General features: G+C 41.9%; 22 protein-coding genes. 6 read left to right on the top strand and 16 right to left on the bottom strand.

Annotation, left to right across the window (positions count from 1 at the left end; translation table 11 throughout):
- Positions 1–13: 13 nt before the first annotated feature.
- From ACQCT5_RS04215 to ACQCT5_RS04195, 5 genes are all read right to left on the bottom strand, one after another.
- Positions 14–550 (bottom strand): NAD(P)H-dependent oxidoreductase, encoded by a 537-nt coding sequence (locus tag ACQCT5_RS04215; protein WP_499639331.1) that lies wholly within the window; start codon positions 548–550, stop codon positions 14–16.
- Positions 551–713: 163 nt separating this feature from the next.
- Positions 714–1,550, bottom strand: a complete 837-nt coding sequence (locus ACQCT5_RS04210; RefSeq protein ID WP_499639329.1) for a phytanoyl-CoA dioxygenase family protein — start codon at positions 1,548–1,550, stop codon at positions 714–716.
- A gap of 163 nt (positions 1,551–1,713) precedes the next feature.
- The gene (locus ACQCT5_RS04205) at positions 1,714–2,769 is read right to left on the bottom strand and encodes an LLM class flavin-dependent oxidoreductase (RefSeq protein WP_499639327.1); all 1,056 of its coding nucleotides are present in this window, start codon (positions 2,767–2,769) and stop codon (positions 1,714–1,716) included.
- A gap of 31 nt (positions 2,770–2,800) precedes the next feature.
- Entirely contained in the window at positions 2,801–2,980 is a 180-nt protein-coding gene (locus ACQCT5_RS04200) for an antitoxin VbhA family protein (protein WP_499639325.1), read from the bottom strand.
- Complete coding sequence (locus ACQCT5_RS04195) at positions 2,967–3,446, bottom strand: YkvA family protein (RefSeq protein WP_499639323.1); 480 nt, start codon at positions 3,444–3,446, stop codon at positions 2,967–2,969. Before ACQCT5_RS04195 ends, ACQCT5_RS04200 begins: the two co-directional genes overlap by 14 nt.
- Before the next feature lie 138 nt (positions 3,447–3,584).
- On the opposite strand from ACQCT5_RS04195, the gene ACQCT5_RS04190 reads away from it, so the two are divergent.
- Entirely contained in the window at positions 3,585–4,049 is a 465-nt protein-coding gene (locus ACQCT5_RS04190) for a hypothetical protein (protein ID WP_499639322.1), read from the top strand.
- A gap of 24 nt (positions 4,050–4,073) precedes the next feature.
- Here the strand turns inward: ACQCT5_RS04190 and ACQCT5_RS04185 are convergent, their stop codons facing one another.
- The 5 genes from ACQCT5_RS04185 to ACQCT5_RS04165 all read right to left on the bottom strand — a co-directional run bounded on the left by ACQCT5_RS04185 (position 4,074) and on the right by ACQCT5_RS04165 (position 9,127).
- The gene (locus tag ACQCT5_RS04185) at positions 4,074–4,838 is read right to left on the bottom strand and encodes a hypothetical protein (protein WP_499639320.1); all 765 of its coding nucleotides are present in this window, start codon (positions 4,836–4,838) and stop codon (positions 4,074–4,076) included.
- Entirely contained in the window at positions 4,825–5,361 is a 537-nt protein-coding gene (locus tag ACQCT5_RS04180; protein ID WP_499639318.1) for an RNA polymerase sigma factor, read from the bottom strand. The genes ACQCT5_RS04185 and ACQCT5_RS04180 overlap by 14 nt, the downstream gene beginning before the upstream one ends.
- Positions 5,362–5,543: 182 nt before the next feature.
- Positions 5,544–7,568 carry a prolyl oligopeptidase family serine peptidase gene (locus ACQCT5_RS04175; RefSeq protein ID WP_499639316.1) on the bottom strand — a complete coding sequence of 675 codons (2,025 nt, stop codon included), beginning with the start codon at positions 7,566–7,568 and terminating at the stop codon, positions 5,544–5,546.
- A gap of 247 nt (positions 7,569–7,815) precedes the next feature.
- Positions 7,816–8,619 (bottom strand): signal peptidase I, encoded by an 804-nt coding sequence (lepB, locus tag ACQCT5_RS04170; protein ID WP_499639314.1) that lies wholly within the window; start codon positions 8,617–8,619, stop codon positions 7,816–7,818.
- Positions 8,603–9,127: an RNA polymerase sigma factor gene (locus tag ACQCT5_RS04165; RefSeq protein WP_499639312.1), complete on the bottom strand. Its 525-nt coding sequence runs from the start codon at positions 9,125–9,127 to the stop codon at positions 8,603–8,605. The genes lepB and ACQCT5_RS04165 overlap by 17 nt, the downstream gene beginning before the upstream one ends.
- A 145-nt stretch (positions 9,128–9,272) precedes the next feature.
- Here ACQCT5_RS04165 and ACQCT5_RS04160 point away from each other — a divergent pair, with 145 nt between their 5' ends.
- From ACQCT5_RS04160 to ACQCT5_RS04150, 3 genes are all read left to right on the top strand, one after another.
- A complete protein-coding gene (locus tag ACQCT5_RS04160; RefSeq protein WP_499639311.1) occupies positions 9,273–10,259 on the top strand; it encodes a glutathione S-transferase family protein in 987 nt (328 codons plus the stop codon).
- 13 nt (positions 10,260–10,272) lie between these two features.
- On the top strand, positions 10,273–10,773 hold the full coding sequence (locus tag ACQCT5_RS04155; RefSeq protein ID WP_499639309.1) for a GNAT family N-acetyltransferase: 501 nt from the start codon (positions 10,273–10,275) through the stop codon (positions 10,771–10,773).
- A gap of 97 nt (positions 10,774–10,870) precedes the next feature.
- Positions 10,871–11,242 carry a VOC family protein gene (locus tag ACQCT5_RS04150; RefSeq protein WP_499639307.1) on the top strand — a complete coding sequence of 124 codons (372 nt, stop codon included), beginning with the start codon at positions 10,871–10,873 and terminating at the stop codon, positions 11,240–11,242.
- Between the two features lie 101 nt (positions 11,243–11,343).
- On the opposite strand, the gene ACQCT5_RS04145 is transcribed toward ACQCT5_RS04150, so the two are convergent.
- The 5 genes from ACQCT5_RS04145 to ACQCT5_RS04125 all read right to left on the bottom strand — a co-directional run bounded on the left by ACQCT5_RS04145 (position 11,344) and on the right by ACQCT5_RS04125 (position 15,072).
- A complete protein-coding gene (locus ACQCT5_RS04145) occupies positions 11,344–11,544 on the bottom strand; it encodes a hypothetical protein (RefSeq protein ID WP_499639305.1) in 201 nt (66 codons plus the stop codon).
- Between the two features lie 78 nt (positions 11,545–11,622).
- The gene (locus ACQCT5_RS04140) at positions 11,623–11,991 is read right to left on the bottom strand and encodes a YybH family protein (RefSeq protein ID WP_499639303.1); all 369 of its coding nucleotides are present in this window, start codon (positions 11,989–11,991) and stop codon (positions 11,623–11,625) included.
- Positions 11,992–12,127: 136 nt separating this feature from the next.
- Entirely contained in the window at positions 12,128–13,324 is a 1,197-nt protein-coding gene (locus ACQCT5_RS04135) for an SLC45 family MFS transporter (RefSeq protein WP_499639301.1), read from the bottom strand.
- 276 nt (positions 13,325–13,600) lie between these two features.
- Complete coding sequence (locus ACQCT5_RS04130) at positions 13,601–14,479, bottom strand: proline iminopeptidase-family hydrolase (RefSeq protein ID WP_499639299.1); 879 nt, start codon at positions 14,477–14,479, stop codon at positions 13,601–13,603.
- Between the two features lie 62 nt (positions 14,480–14,541).
- Positions 14,542–15,072, bottom strand: a complete 531-nt coding sequence (locus ACQCT5_RS04125; protein WP_499639297.1) for a YehS family protein — start codon at positions 15,070–15,072, stop codon at positions 14,542–14,544.
- A gap of 250 nt (positions 15,073–15,322) precedes the next feature.
- Here ACQCT5_RS04125 and ACQCT5_RS04120 point away from each other — a divergent pair, with 250 nt between their 5' ends.
- A complete protein-coding gene (locus ACQCT5_RS04120; protein WP_499639968.1) occupies positions 15,323–15,607 on the top strand; it encodes an ASCH domain-containing protein in 285 nt (94 codons plus the stop codon).
- A gap of 11 nt (positions 15,608–15,618) precedes the next feature.
- A complete protein-coding gene (locus ACQCT5_RS04115) occupies positions 15,619–16,059 on the top strand; it encodes a hypothetical protein (RefSeq protein ID WP_499639295.1) in 441 nt (146 codons plus the stop codon).
- 51 nt (positions 16,060–16,110) lie between these two features.
- Here the strand turns inward: ACQCT5_RS04115 and ACQCT5_RS04110 are convergent, their stop codons facing one another.
- Positions 16,111–16,509, bottom strand: a complete 399-nt coding sequence (locus ACQCT5_RS04110; RefSeq protein ID WP_499639293.1) for a YbaN family protein — start codon at positions 16,507–16,509, stop codon at positions 16,111–16,113.
- Between the last annotated feature and the right edge of the window lie 172 nt (positions 16,510–16,681).

The raw sequence follows: 16,681 nt of genomic DNA, 5'->3' as shown, positions 1-16,681 counted from the left end.
TACCTTTTATCTTCTATTTAACTCTATTAAAAGTAGTTGCTGTGACATGTTTAACAAGGATTTCTGCACTTTCCCGAATTTCCATTTCACTTATATGTGGTGCACTATAAAGGATAAAAGGTTGCAGATATTTCATTTCAGTAAGCAATACTGTTGCGGAAAGAGGCAAAAGGAATTGTTCCATCGTATGCTTACTGGTACCTTCCGGACTATAGGATTCCTCCGGTTTTCCTGCAGATATCACAAGCCCGTATTCCTTACCCTTGAGTTTGTTTCCTGTCCCATAAGCAAAACCATAGGTGTAGACTTCATCTTGCCATTTTTTCAGCAGGGAAGGTGTACTGAACCAATAGAAGGGAAACTGGAATAGAATTCGGTCGTGCTCAAGCAGCAGACTTTGCTCCTTTTCCACATCGATTTCCCATGTAGGATATTCGCTGTATATGTCATGTACTGTTACCTTACCTTCTTGCTCCAGCCTCTCTTTCCAAAGGCGATTCACCTTTGATTCCTCCAGATTGGGATGAGCTACAATTATTAGTATTTTCATAGATGTTTAACTCTCCTAATTTCTATTTTTTATTATTAAAATGAGTATACAGATGTCCATGCGTACATGAAATATTTCTGATAGAAGCTTATAAATGTCTCTGTGAGAAAAAAGGGAAAAGCCCGAAACGATTTAGCGTCTCGAGCTTTTATAAAATTCTATCTTACCATTCCCAAGGCATCTTCACCTTGCTACCTATTTTCTCCATGCGATATAACTCTTTTGCCTTTTCTGGTAGCTTATCATAGGTTTCCTGAGGGATATCAATGGAAGAGCCTGCACCATACCAGCTGCGGTTGAAGATCATCGCAAGGTTTGTTCTGCGGTAATCGGATCTGTTCGGCGTACCGCGGTGCCACATGCGGATATCACGGATCACGATGGAGCCAGCTTTCATGTACACCTTTTCCGAATACATATGTTCAGCAGCGCGGACGATATGCATATGCGGATTAACGGAATTATCCAAAGCATCGTGGTTCGCTCGGTCCGGGTTATGATGCGTCCCCCCTGGCCATACTTCAAGCGGTCCATTTTCTTCTGTCACATCCACCAATGGGATATTCAGTACAAGACTGAATGCCGGTAGCGGGATTGCCAATTCTGGAAAAAGAGGCATGATATCGCAATGTGCATTCTGGTAGTCGGAACCAGGCATTGGCGTATCGGATGCAAAGTAGTTACAATGATTCCATTTTCCAAGCAGCTCATCAATGACCGCAGTCGCAATCGGATGGCAGATCACATCCTCGTCAATGAATGGCTCCATGAAAGGCAGAAACATCTGGGCACGATTCGTCCCCGTATTGTATCCTTTACGCTCAGTGAACTCATCGAACAATGGATCAAAATGGTTGCGGATATGTGTAATCTTATCTTCCGGAATCACGCTATCAAACACAATATACCCATTTGCCTTCACCTGCTCCACAGCAATTGCCAAAGTTTCTGGATCTAGCCGTCTGTTAGCCTTCTCCTGCTCTGTTAATTGAATGATCATTGTATTCCCTCCCCATGATTAAACCGCTTACAATTTCGTCGAAACGTTTCGATTTTAGTAAAAAAGAAACACTACAGGCTATTGATCAGACATGTAGTGTTCTTATATATACAACATACAGAAAAGTGAAAATGATAGTCAAGAAGTTTTTTAGAATAATTACTTATTCTCCACCCTCAGCTTCCCATTTCCCTACTTCTTCCCGAACCTTTGGAGCAACCTCCGTCCCGAAAAGCTCAATAGCCTTCATCACGTCATCATGAGGCATCGTGCCGACTGGGATATGAATCATGAAGCGGGTGATGCCGACGTTCTTGCGTAGATGGATGATTTTCTTAGCAACCGTATCTGGGTCTCCTACATAGAGCGCACCGTCAAAGCTCCTTGCGGCATCAAATGTGGCACGTTCATACCTTCCCCATCCGCGTTCCCGGCCGAGTTTATTCATCACATATTGTGTCGATGGGAAGAATTTATCCGCAGCCACTTCTGAACTTTCGGCAATAAAACCATGGGAATGTGACGCAACCGGAAGTTTGGATACATCATGACCTGCCCGACTTGCAGCACGCTTATAAAGCTTGACGAGCGGCTTGAAGTGCTCAGGGCTGCCACCAATGATGGCGAGCACAAGCGGCAAACCCAGCATCCCGGCACGTACAACCGATTCGGCATTTCCACCACTGCCAATCCAAACAGGCAACGGATCCTGTACTGGGCGCGGATACACCCCAAGATTATGTATAGCTGGTCGATGACCGCCTCTCCACGTGACTTTTTCGGATTCACGGATTTTTAGCAGCAGCTCCAGATTTTCTTCGAACAATTCATCGTAATCTTTTAAATCAAATCCAAACAGTGGAAAGGATTCGACAAAAGAGCCTCTGCCTGCCATAATCTCTGCCCTGCCGTTTGAAATGGCATCAAGCGTCGCAAAGTCCTGGAACACACGAACCGGATCTGCTGAAGATAGCACCGTCACTGCACTCGTCAGGCGGATTCGTTTCGTCTGTGACGCAGCTGCAGCAAGTAGCAAAGCTGGGGAAGAAGCGGCGAAATCTTCCCGATGATGCTCGCCCACCCCGAAAACATCCAATCCTACCTGATCTGCCAGAACAATCTCTTCCACTACCTCGCGAATCCGCTGTGCATGGCTGATTACCTCTCCCGTAATGGGATCTGGTGTTGTTTCGACGAACGTACTTATTCCTAATTCCATAAATCAAATCCCCCTTGGTGATAGCGTTGTGCTATCTCTTTTTCGCTTTTTCCAGCGCTATTTTCAAAAACTCTTCTTCCGTTATTTCACCCTTCAGTTTAGCCCGTACCAGGTCCATGTGTTCCTCGGTTATGGTAAAACCGGAAAGTTCCATGGATGCTTTGGCATTACGCATGGCTTTTTCATAGCTTTCCTCATTATGTTGACTCATTTTCTTCACCTTCTGCCGGGGGAAGCACTTCATTCTCCTGCTTCCACGCCACGAACTTATCGATGTCCTTCTTGACCTTACGATAGGTAAGTGCAATTACCGCTGCATCATCAGTAAATCCGAGTCCCACCATCGCATCAGGTATTGCATCGAGCGGCATCACAAAGTAAAGGATTGCGCCGACAATCATCAGCAGGGAGCCATATGGGATGTTCCTATAGTCACCTTTTATATAAGCCTTCACAAGCTCAAACATCGTTTTCAGGCTTCCCCATGTTTCTTGGACGAATCCTTTTTCACTTTCTTTATTCTTTGCTTTATTTTCCGCTCTTCTTAGCAGGTTTTTAAGTTTGTTCGTATCTTTGAGGTATTCAGCTGCTTTGTTTTTCGTTTGTCTGTTTATTTCTTCCATTTGGATAATCTCAGAATCCTGTTGTTCTGAGCCGGTTTTCTTTTTCCAGAACATGCCTCTCACTCCTGTTAGTTCAGGTTCACTTCCTTCTACAATAGCAGAAATCTTCCTTATTTTGTATTAGATTGCTTGTTCGATGCAAGAAAGTAACGAAATTCATCTTCTCCCATAGGATACATGGAGGTGATTATCGTGAAAAGCTGGTTAATTGCAGTGATTCTCACTTACCTATTCCTTCTGTTCTTCGGGAGTTTCATTGCGGTCGGTTTCCTCTTGACAGGGAAACAAGCAATTGCCTTCCCAGAAGCTGCAGGAATGGAGCAGTTTCTCTACTATTTCTTAGCAGGAGCGATTGGGGGTTCGCTGAGGCACCTCTATATGTTCTGCACCCACTATATGAAGGATGAACTTCAAAATCAAAGAGAGTGGATCATGTATATCTTCTACCCGCTCTTTGCCACCGGTACAGCTGTGATTGCAGTGACCTTGATTGAAAGTGGCATCCTATTCATCGAATTCACTAATCATAACGAGGATCATCCCTATGCGGAAATCAGTATCGCCTTTTTCATAGGCTTTGGCTTTAATCGATTTCTCGCAAAGCTTAACAAAGTCTCGGAGAATATGTTTGATGGGAATAAGAATAACTCCAAATAAAGCCAAGGGGTTTGACCCCTTAGCTTATTTATTTACCTGTTTCAGAAATGCAGTAACAAACGCTCTTGCTTCTGTGGGAGATTCTGGTCCGGTCACTTTATGGGAAAAGACGTATGTCAGGTGGTTCAGTAAAAAGCTGTATCTGATATATTTATCAGTTTCCATTTCAATTTCATTATAGTAGATTCTTGTTCCTTCAATACTCTCTATCTCCTCACCGGAAATAGCATTCACGTTGGCAATATCTATTCTTATTTCAGAATGAACATCTTCAAAAGGGTATATTACAGGTTTGCCGTAAACAAAATCGCCCATTTCCCTAAGTTTTTCTACTTCCGTTTCATCTAAATTGCTGTTCTCACCCTTGTATACAATTATTACTCCTAATGGTCTATCTCTTTCATAGGACCCCTCTATATAAGAGCCGTAATAAGAAACCCAGATCATTTGCGCATGATACTTAGGATGATTCGGTATAATTACCTCTTTGTTGAAAGTGTCAGATAACTGCTGCTCCACTCTTTCATACGCTGCTGGGCTTTCTTGTCGAGCAGGTTCCTCCTGGAGAATCTGATTCGCTACAAAATAACCTCCAATCAAGAGAAATGCGGCCGCAAGAACCGCGGATAAGACAGGATTGAATACATCCATGAACATTCTTTTCTTCTGTGGTAATTCAACACTCCCCATCAGCCTGGAATAAACCTCCCTTTTATCCGCTTCTTTCATTTCCATAGACTCATAGCTTCTAAACTCCCGATCAAATTCACTTTCCTCAGTATGTTTCATGCTTGTAGCCCTCCTTTATCATTTGTTTCTTTAATGCCTCCAATCCCCTGAATAAAGTTACTTTCACCTTGTTTTCGTTCCAGTTTAGTACCTCAGCTGTTTCTTTTATGGTCAAGTCTTTTATTTTTCGTAAGATGATGACCTCCCGATAGGAACGCTTGATTGCTTGGAGGGCACGATAAAGCTCTTCCTCCCTCTCCCCCAATTGGGCAACAGTTTCCGGCAAGGGATCATGGGAAGCAAGGGATGCGAAGGAATCCAACAAATACCTTAACGGCTTTCTTTTTCTCATATCATCGATGGTGACATTTCTGGCAATGCGGTAAAGCCAATTTTTGTCGCTCGTCTCCCCTTTAAAGGAAGACAGGCTATGATAGGCTTTCAGAAATGTATCATGGGTCAAGTCCTTTGCCCTTTCCTGATCCCCAGTCATCATCAAAATGTATCGAAATATATCGTCACTATACTGGTGGTACCATTCTCTCAATTTCTCTTTTGCCTTTTCTTCCTGCACGTTGTACATTCACCCCTCTCTAGCGAAAGAATCTTGATGAATAATTTCTTGCCTTAAAGACGGCTCATTCTATTAAAAGTTACATTATTCAAAAAGAAAAATATGTATATATAATAAAATGGTACATACATAAAAAACAGGCACCATTCTTTTAAATAAGAATGGCACCCGATTTCTGTTAAGTATCTTTCTTATTCTTTTAACTCTTTCTCCAAAAACGCATAAAAGTTCACCCATTCATCGATCTGCTTTGATGTTGGTTTTCCAAGGCCGTGGCCCGCTTTCTTTTCGAGGCGAAGGATGACGGTCGTGGATGAATCTGCTTTTTCATTCAGTGTTGCAGTAAATTTTTTAGCGTGTGCCGGTACCACCCTGTTATCGCTATCTGCCGTCGCTATTAGAATCGATGGATACTTTACACCCTCCTGCACATTATGAAGCGGTGAGTAGGCATAAAGGAAAGGGAAGTGTTCAGGGTTCTCGGCGTTTCCGTATTCAGGTATCCAGTACTTCCCGATGGTAAACTTATGATATCGCAGCATATCGATAACCGGAACTCTGCAGATCACTGCCCCGAATAAATCCGGACGCTGCACCATGCAAGCGGCAACGAGCAGTCCGCCATTGGAACCTCCCATGATAGATAGCTTCGCAGTGGAGGTATACTTGTTCTCGATCAACCATTCCCCTGCTGCAATGAAATCATCAAATACGTTCTGCTTATTTTCAAGCATTCCGGCTTTATGCCACTCTTCCCCGTACTCCATGCCACCACGCAGATTCGCGACCGCATATACGCCACCCTTTTCCAGCCAGCGAAGGATTGCCGGATTGAAAGAAGGCGTCAAGCTCACATTAAATCCACCGTAGCCATACAGAATGACTTGATTTTGACCATCCAATTCCAACCCCTTTTTGTGGACGAGAAACATTGGGATTTTCGTGCCATCCTTGGATGGATAGAATACCTGGGTCGTTTCATAATCCATCCGTTCAAAAGGAATGTTGGATTCCGACACCAATGTCAATTCATTCATTGAAAAATCATAATGATAAACAGTGGTAGGATTAATGAAAGAAGTGATGCCAAAATACATCTCGGTGCTCTCACTGTTCACCGTCAAATCCGTTAATGACCCGATGAAAGGAAGCTCGATTTCCTGCTCAAACCTGCCTTCTTTATCATAAAGATGAATGGCATGGTGTGCATCCTGCGACAGGACCATGACAAATTTTTCATCAGCATATTTGATGTACTCCATCACCGCTGCCTGTTCAGGAATGATTTCCTTCCAGTTTTCCCTCTCAGGATTCAATATGTCTATTGCGATTACCCGCATTTTTGGCGCATGAAGATCCGTTTTGAAGTAAAAGACCGTTCCTTCATTCGTGATATAAGAGTATTCGGCATCCTGTTGATCCAATAGCTTAGTAAAGCTCTCATCCTTTTCGATATCCTTATAATAGAAACGATTTTCAGATGCGGTGCCGAAATTCACATGCAGACAAAGATATTGCTTGTCTTCAGTTAGGATCGGAGTGAACATCAACTCCTTCTCTTCAGGCTGTTCATGTAACAAGATATCTTCATTTTGGCTCGTACCTAGCTGATGGTAAAACACTTTATGATGTGTACCTTCTTCTTCGTCTGCAATAGTACCTGGTTTTGGGAACCTACTGTAATAAAAGCCTTTTCCATCCGGTGACCAGACAACCGCCGTGAATTTCACCCATTGTATGACATCGATCAAGTCTTCACCGGTCGTGACATCCCGGACTTTAACCTCCTGCCAATCGCTGCCGTTAGCTGCTGTAGAATAGGCAACATACCGCCCTTCCCTGCATACCGAAAAATCCGTCATCGCAACTGTCCCGTCATCTGAAAGGCTATTCGGATCAAGGATAACCTTCTCCACTCCGTCTTGCTTCATATAAAGGACAGCCTGATTCTGCAGCCCATCATTTCTTTGATAAAATAATTTGTCTTTCACTTTTTTTGGCACAAAATGTTTTGGGAAATTCCAAAGCTCCGACAAACGTTGCTTATCGTTGGACTTTGACTCTATTTCAGCAAAATAAGCCATACATTCCTTTTCTCTTTCTTCCGCCCATGCCAATGTAGCTTCCGAATTGCTATCCTCCAACCAACGATAAGGATCTGCAACCTTCGTCCCGTGAAAATCCTCTATAATATCACTCTTATTTACAGTTATCATATTACACACTCCTTCCATTCTGTTCCATAACATTTCGATATGCGAAATATGAATTCCTGCTAAAGGTTGAAAAAACCATGGGGACAGTTCCAGTGGTTCTAACTTTCGACCCCATTGATACCCTCACCAGGCTCATTTTGGTTGCTCGAGGGTATCATTCAGCGCTTTTGATTCCCTCACCCGCAGCTTTTTGTCTGCCTTAAGGTATCAATCAATAACCATCAGGTGAACTGGACCCTGGCTCGCTTCACCTATATCCCTCCACTAACCCAATCATATTTTCTACTGGCACTGGCCCATATATCCTGCTGTCTACACTTCGCCACCACAAGTCCCCCATCACGAAGTAGTGACCTTCCGGAACTGTCATTTTTGCAAAATTGTAATCCTTCACATTATCCAGACTGCGGATATTACTTGATCCATCTCCATAGAAGGTATCAAGCTTTTTGTCATTAATAAACACTTGCCCCTTTACTATTTCTATCGATTCGCCAGGCATAGCAATGATTCTGGCGATTCTATTTTTATCTGATTGTATATCTTGGAAGGTGTCTCCCGGCTCCACATAATAAACAACATCCCCTCTGCTAAGATCTTCCTCATCAAATTTCTGTGAAATGACTAGAGACCTATGCAGATAATTATAAGGGTTATCTCCCTGTTCCATATTATCTGACTTATAATCCACCACACTCATACCATCCTCAAATTTCACTTTTTCCAGATTCGGCGCAGTAAATGGATCGGTTATAATTTCTTCTGCCTCTTTTTCTTTTAAAGTTTCAATTAAACCTACCCATATGTCAGTGGCAAGGCTTCTCACGTTGCCGGTATTAAAGAACATAAAAAGAAGCAATGATGCTGCTACTGCAATCACACTGTACTTCCATATTCGGGCTCTACTCCTGCTTTTCTCAGCTTTCTGAAATTGATCTTCATATTGAGTGATAGAGTGTAAGTGAGAATCTTTTATGTCAGGATTGATTTCCATTTTGGGCATTCTATTTAATTTCTTCAAATATTCTTGGTCGTTAAGGTTGCTCCCCATCCCTATTCCCCCTTTCCTTGTACTGATGGATTTCCTTTAATGCATGAATGGCTCTATAGCATGTCAGACTCACTTTCGATTCGCTCCAGTTCAATATTTCCGCAGTTTCAGAGACAGTAAAATCTTTTATACCCCTCAGAATGAGAACTTCCCGATAGCTTGCTTTCAACTTTTTTAAAGAATCATAGAGATCCTTTATCTCCTCTGAAGCATGTAATATTTCTTCGGGAGTCTTTTCGCTCGATTTCAATGTATGAATAAATTCGAGCTGAAGCCATTTGGACCTCTTTTTCCTGGCGCGGTCCATTGCTGCATGTCGAGCGATACTATATAGCCATGTTTTTGGAGAAGAATTCCCCTGAAAGGTATGAAAGCTCTGTATGGCACGAATAAACACTTCCTGCACCAAATCCTCCACATCCTTATTCCCTGTAAAATATATAAGATATTGATAAATTCCATCCGCAAATTCCCTATACCAATTCTGTATCTGTACGTTCCGATCCATCCTGCACCCCCTCATTTCAATGTACATAAACTTAGTCGAATCATACAGGGAAATCTTTCACTTTTATGAAAAATAATCAAACTCCACTTAAAATTGACTGAAAAATAAAAAAAGTAATAAAATACCTTAAAGGGGATGATGATACATGGTACAAAATAAAGCACAGGAGATATCAACGGACGGTTCCTTCAAAAGGCAAACAAACCGATTTACCACCCCTTTCGGGAGCAAGCCCGGCGAGTTGCCAGTAGAAGCAAAGCGATATCGACTTCTCTGGACACCGGCTTGTCCATGGGCCCATCGGACAGTCATTGTCCGGAATCTGCTCGGGTTGGATAAGGTAATCAGTTTGGGGACAGCAAGCCCGCTACGTCCAAAGACAGCACAAGTGGATTGGGAGTTTTCGTTGGATGAAGCAGGCGTCGACCCTGTGTTGGGGATCAGATACATGAGTGAAATCTATAAAGCGACAAATCCGGAGTACAGAGGCAGGCCGACCGTTCCCGTGATGGTCGATCTAATGAGCAGACAGGTGGCAAATAACGACTATTTCAAGCTGACCAATTACCTGGAGACTGCCTGGAGACCTTTTCATCAAGAACATGCCCCAAATCTTTATCCAGACCATTTACAATCAGACATAGATTCGTTGAACGAGATCATGTTCCATGACATCAATAACGGGGTATACAAATGCGGCTTTGCCCTGTCCCAAGAAGTCTATGAAGAAGCTTTTGACCGCTTGTTTGCAAGATTGGATGAGTTGGAGGAACGCCTATCCAAACAACGTTTCCTGTTCGGCGAGTTCATCACAGATTCAGATGTTCGGCTCTATTCCACCTTGGTCCGTTTCGATGTGGCATATTACTCTGCTTTCAATACAAACAGAAACCTAATAAAAGAGTTTCCTAATCTCTGGGGCTATGTACGTGACCTGTATCAGACAGCATGCTTCGGCGATACAACGGACTTTGATGCCATCAAAAAGCATTATCATGTTTCGATTACGATTTTCGTAGATAAGGAGGATGTAAAAATCCTGCCGAAGGGACCGGATTTATCAGGCTGGAACACCCCTCACAATCGTGAGCGCCTAAGCAAAAAGACAGATAAATTTCTATGTGATTTCTAAAGGAGTGGGTAAGATGATTCTGAGAGACGCGATGCCAAACGAAATCCCTTCCATTCGCCAACAGCGGGTAGAGGCTTACCAAGAATATGCTCCACTACTTCCCGAAGCACATTGGGAGGCGTTAAAAAAATCCATCCTGTCAGGGGCAGATCTGCAGCTAGGAGTGAAAATCATCGTAGCCGAGTCTGAAGGGAAGATTCATGGGAGTGTCGTGCTATTCCCGCCAAAAATAAAAGCATATGAGGGGTTCGGGGACGTGCTGGAGCATTCCGAGATCCGGATGCTCGCCGTTGCGCCATCATCAAGGGGGAAAGGAGTCGCTTCCGCCCTGGTAAAGGAATGCATCATCAGGACCAAAAACACAGGCTATCCTGCCATTGGCCTTCACACCGGCGAATTTATGGAAGGCGCCATACAATTGTATACCCGGTTCGGATTTCTACATACACCCGAACATGACTTTGAACCTGCCAATGACGGGATTATTGTAAAAGCATTCAGAATGAACCTGTAATAATAGTGAATATTGTCTATTCCAGGCTCCACCTATATACTGAACATACCACATGATTTTCCCATACATATCAATTCTTATACTAGGAGATGGAAAAATGAAACTTGGCGCTTTTTCTGTAAGTTTAACTGTAAAGGACCTTCAAATCTCTAAAGCATTCTATGAAAAATTGGGTTTTCAGACATTAGGCGGTGATATTTCCCATAATTACCTGATTATGAAGAATGAAAATTGTATCATCGGGTTGTTCCAGGGAATGTTTGAAAAGAACATTTTGACGTTTAATCCCGGATGGAATGAAAATGCGGAAAACCTTGAATCATTTACGGATGTTCGAGAGCTTCAAAAGGAGCTTAAAGAAAAAGGGATCACCGTGCAGACAGAAGCGGATGAATCAAGTGAAGGACCCGCTTATTTTACATTAGAAGATCCAGATGGCAATCAAATCCTTGTTGATCAGCATAGATGATTAGATCAGCATCATAATGAAACCTCACCCCCCATAGCTATAAAGCTAAGCCGGGGGTTGAGGTTTTTTTCTTACAAATACTTTTGTAGCGTAACCTATAATCAATACGATTGATTACTTTTTTTCATCATGAAAATGACAAATTGAATGATTTCACTTACTAAAAATCCAAACATCCCTATAAAAAATAGATTCAGAAGCGTGTACGGCATCTCTAATAGATTAAGAATAAACCAACCAATGAACCAGCCGGGTAATAACCAGAGTGATTTTTTGGAGTTCTTCAATATGGATGGGTTCATCTATTTCTCCTTGTTGGAAGATTAATTCTACTGCATCATTTTAAAGTGTATTTTATTTAATGGATTTTATGACTTCATTCAAGAACTCAAATGTTCATGAATCACTTTCCATCCCTCGTCATCTTTTTCAAATACATTCGTCCCTCGACCTTTACCTTCTTTATAAACCCCGTCTATCAAACCGGACCATTGAAATTTATAGATACAGGCTGCATTAGACTCACCTATTGTAATCCATTGGACATCGTGGATTTTGTAGACTTCATCACGAATGTAATCCCAAGTTTTCTCAAAGAATTCTTTAAGAGGCTTGTGCCCTTGAACCGTTTCATTGGAAAAATAATATATTGCATCTTCTCTAATTAATCTACGTACGTTTTCAAAATCATGAGTATTAGTTGCTTCCTCGTACATTTTTAATGCTTCTTGTGGTGATAATGCAAACATCCGAGAGCCTCCCCTATATTTTCAACTGAAACCGCTAATCATTTATAAAAAATAATATCATATTTTTATGTAGTCAATCTCAAAAACAATCAAAGTATCAAGTTCACTCAATACGAATGATCCTGATACTTTGATTTCATCTTTGCCCCAAATCCTCAATTCCCTTACCCATACTACCCTCCCTATCTTTCACTTTAAGCATACAAGCTAACGCAGCGAGCATACTCACGGCCGCTGCGAAAAAAAGGATGCCAAATCCGAATATGTCGATCAGAAGACCAAGAATCGGTGGAGAAATGATGGCTGCTAATGAAGATACAAGATAGTATAAGCCTGTGCGTGCACCATAGCTTTCTTTACTTCCAGTAGAAATGATGAATGGATAAGCATTGATATTGATACATGCCCAGAACATCCCCCCGATCAGCAGCAGAGTTCGTAAAAAGAAGACGGAATCCACCCAATTCAGAAGGAGAAATACGATGGTCAACCCGATAATACCAATCACAATCATCTTTTTCTTGCCATATTTTGCCCCTAACAACCCACACGGTATCGCGGAGGCGACAAAGGTCAATGAAAAGAATGCTAAAGAAAACGCGGATGCACTTTTGGATAACCCAAGTTCATTTACCCCGTACAAGGTGAACAATGCCTCCATTCCCTGTATCGAAATGAACCAGAAAAAGATAGCAGCCAACAAGAAAAGTGTTTGACCGCTTAGTTCATTTTTGTAATTAAACTTTGGAGCCGACGTTACTGTATAGGAAATGGAATCCCTATTTTCTTTTATGTTTTTAAAAACGATCCACAACGCAAATAGGAAAAGTGCTGAAACCAATAAAAAAGGAAAGGATTCATCGAGATGAAACAAGAAGGAGCCTGCACTGAAGGCCAATATTGCTCCGCATCCACCCATGAAATTGATGATCCCATTTGCTTTTGTGCGCATGAGTTCTGGTGTAATGTCCGGCATCAAAGCAATGGTCGGCGAACGGAAAATGGCCATCGATAAATTCATGCAGACCATAAAAACAATCAAGGTCAGCAGGCTGGTATGAAAGGGTATGAGCGCAAAAAATAAAGCGGCCATCGGTATCCCGATAAGCAGATATGGCATCCGCCGACCAAAACGAGTAAGGGTCCGGTCACTCTTCTGCCCAATGTATGGTTGCAAAAAAAGGGCGATATAATTATCTATCGTCATCAGGAATCCGATCAATGCCGTACTTGCGATATAATTGTCCAAAAAGAACGGAACAAATCCGTTATACAGTGACCAACCAATGCTGATGCTAAAGAACCCAAAACCCAACAGCCATGTTTTTCTCATTATCGTACCCCTTGTTGTCGATTTACCCTATGAGAAGGCATATAATTGATGAAAACCGTTATGTATTTGTAAGAACAACCTCGCTTCATTGCGATATTTATAGTGCTACTATCCTATGCAATCCTTCCCTCTCGCTTGCTTGTTCGATTGTTAATTCTTTCAAATATTGTAAATAGGGGCCAGGCCCCTTATTTCGAGTCTCTAAGAAAATGTAAAAACCACCCTATTCTGTGTAGCATTAGGGTGGATTGCAAACTTTATTTTCAAATCTATCAATTACTTCTTATTATCGACTTCTTTCAAAAAACTCCCGATGACGTTTACATACTCTTCTGTTTCTTCCAGATACGGCATATGTGCACTTTCCTCAAATATGTGGCATTTCCCCTCCGGTGTTAATGAGCTGAAGTACTCTGTTGAGGCAGGAGTCGCCTCATCATACCGGCCACAAGTATAGAGAGTTGGAACATGAATGTCTTTTAATTCCGATGTACAGTCAAAATCTTTTAGATTGCCAGTAACATGAAACTCGGATGGGCCCCACATAATATTGTAAACTTCTGGATTCTTATACTGAACTCCCTTTTTAAGGAACTCTGGAAACGGGTCAAGTCTGCAAACAAAATGCTTGTTGAATATAGCTGTTGCGTCCTTGTACTCCTTTGAGTCAGTAGTTCCATTTTCCTCACATGTTCTGAGTGTCTGTTGAACATCAAGAGGCAAAAGCTCCCGATTTTTTTCCTGGTCCTCCGCCCACAACGGAGCACTCAAACAAGGGCTTGAAAAGATGATGCTTTTCACGCCTTCCGGGTTTGATAAATAATAGGCTGCAGCGAGCGTTGTGCCCCACGAGTGGCCAAGTATGTGGAACTCATCCAGAGAAAGAGCCTCTTTTATTTGTCCCAACTCCTCCACAAACCGTTCAAGATTCCATAAGGAAGTGTCAGTTGGACGATCAGACTTGCCACATCCCAATTGATCATAAAAAATAACTGGACGATCCTCTGCAAGAATTCGCAACCCTTGCAAGGAATAATGGGAAGATCCCGGTCCCCCGTGCAAAACAATAACTGGCGTCCTATCCGTCATCGCATCATGTTTCTGATACCACACCTTCCCACCTGTTACTTCAATAAATCCTTCGGTCATAGGCATACAAAAATTTCCCCCTTGTAATTATGTATATTTGCAGCTCCGAATTCGGGTCAGCGACTAGATTAATCTCTATATCTGTAAGCCAATCCTTTCAAGAAGTTTCTTGCGTATCGATCTCCACACGGTTTATAGTTCTTGTGACCTTCCTTCCTCAAAAGAGCACCCAGTTCACCTTTTGTAATATTGACTCCTGCGTCCTGCAAAATTTCTATCATATCCTCCGTCGTTAACGCCAGGGCAATTTTTACTTTCTTCAGCATCACGTTATTCACACTAGAGTGATTTTTGATGGACATATCAGGTTTATCAGATTGGCCTGGCTTTGGATCTTGTCTACCTCTTTTAAAAATGATAAGGCCATTCAAGAAGGATTCTAACGTGAAATTATCCACTTCCACATTCTCTTCCTCTTCCCTTTCATCTACATCACTTTCATCATCATAATAGCTGTCCTTGGTTTTTACCAGCATCTTCAGCACTTCTTCTTTTGTTGTTTTAATGCCTCCAAGATTGAATATCTCTACCATTTCCGTATTTTTTATGTCTAGCGCATATCTTAATCTGATTAAGATATCGTTATTATTCATATTCACCTTACATCCTCCTAGCATATTCTCGAATGATAAACATAGTATGACCAGGATTTGCCAATACTATTGTAGCTCCAACACGGTCCATTAAATGTCAAGTTTAACACTTAAATGATTGGTTTTATAGTTCTACCTGAAAAAAGTATGATAAAGTATGAGAGATACATAAGTTGAAGGGAGTTTTTTTGTGACTAACAATGAAGCAAACAATACGCTGCCACCAAAAACCTGTACCATCGATCGGCTCGTTACCATGCCGGATGATGTAAAAAAAGTTTTGGAAGGCAAGAAAACCGCAACACGCCGCAATGGAAGATATGCTGATGTAGGTGAGATCATGGAATTGGAAGGTGAAAAATACATCGTCAACAGCGTGTACTCCCAGTCACTTGGTAAATTGACGGATGAACATGCCCGTCATGAGGGTTATGAGACTGTTGAACAATATAAAGAGTCCATTTTATCCTATCACCCTGGCATGCCATGGCTTCCACATATGAGAGTATGGGTACATGAGTTCAGTCTAGCTAACGAATAGTCGGTGCAAGGATGGATATCACATACAGAATCATTATTTACATACATGTACTTAGTGCGATCGCTTCAATCGGACCGTTCTTCGTCCTTTTACCGATAGCTAACAAGCTGAGCATGGCAAAAGACCAAGCAATGATTGGCTATTTGGAGACATTCCGATTTGTCGTACGTCTCTCGAAGCACACCGGACATGTACTGGTCGGATCGGGGATACTGCTCGTCGTGCTGGGTCCATGGACTTGGAGTACACCATGGATCATCATGACACTGATCATCATGTTCTGCTCCCTGTTCTTTTTGGCGCGGGCATTCTCACCGAAGCTTCGGAAGTTTGAGGAGGAAGGTCATGATAAGACGGAGCTTGCTGCTAAACTGAAGCGGACCGTTTGGATCTATCTCATTCTGTTATTAGCGATGCTTTGGTTCATGGTAGTCAAACCGCCACTATGGTAATTGAAAAAGGTTCAGTCCCTTACGTCTTTGACGCTTGGACTGAACCTCTTTTTATATAAATTCGGGCTTTCTCTTAACTGTCTTGATTTTGAAAATGAAATAATAGTATTTATAAATGACAATCAGAATGAACATCATTTTAATAAGGATGCTATCCAAAATGAAAAATGGAAAAGCGATGGTGAAATCCGCGAATAATAAGATCGTGATTTTCTGTTTCAAGGTCATACTTCTTTCTCTTACAAAGCTTTCTAAATGTTTCTTATATATCGATGTATCTTTAAACCAAACCTCAAATTTTTTCGAGCCCCTTACAAAGAAAAAAGAAGCCAACAATAAAAGTGGCGTCGTTGGTACAACAGGCAGGATGATACCTATGATTCCTATTCCCATGCATATAAATCCTGCAACGATATACAAACTGCTGATAATTCTTTTGATAAGGACCATCCCTTTCCTGATCCCTGGAAAATAATACTCAGGATATTCTAATAAAGACTATATTTACTTTCTATCATTATCTCACAAAAAAACCTTTGGGGACAGGTCCCTCGTCACATAAAGTGGGACAAGGGACCTGTCCCCATGCACCAAAATTATGTATAATAACAAAGAGAAGTGC

Source organism: Sutcliffiella halmapala, from assembly GCF_050107295.1.
Classification (GTDB): Bacteria; Bacillota; Bacilli; order Bacillales; family Bacillaceae_I; genus Sutcliffiella_A; species Sutcliffiella_A halmapala_A.
The sequence above is the reverse complement of the archived record's forward strand: the minus strand, read 5'-3'. Positions and strand labels throughout refer to the sequence as shown.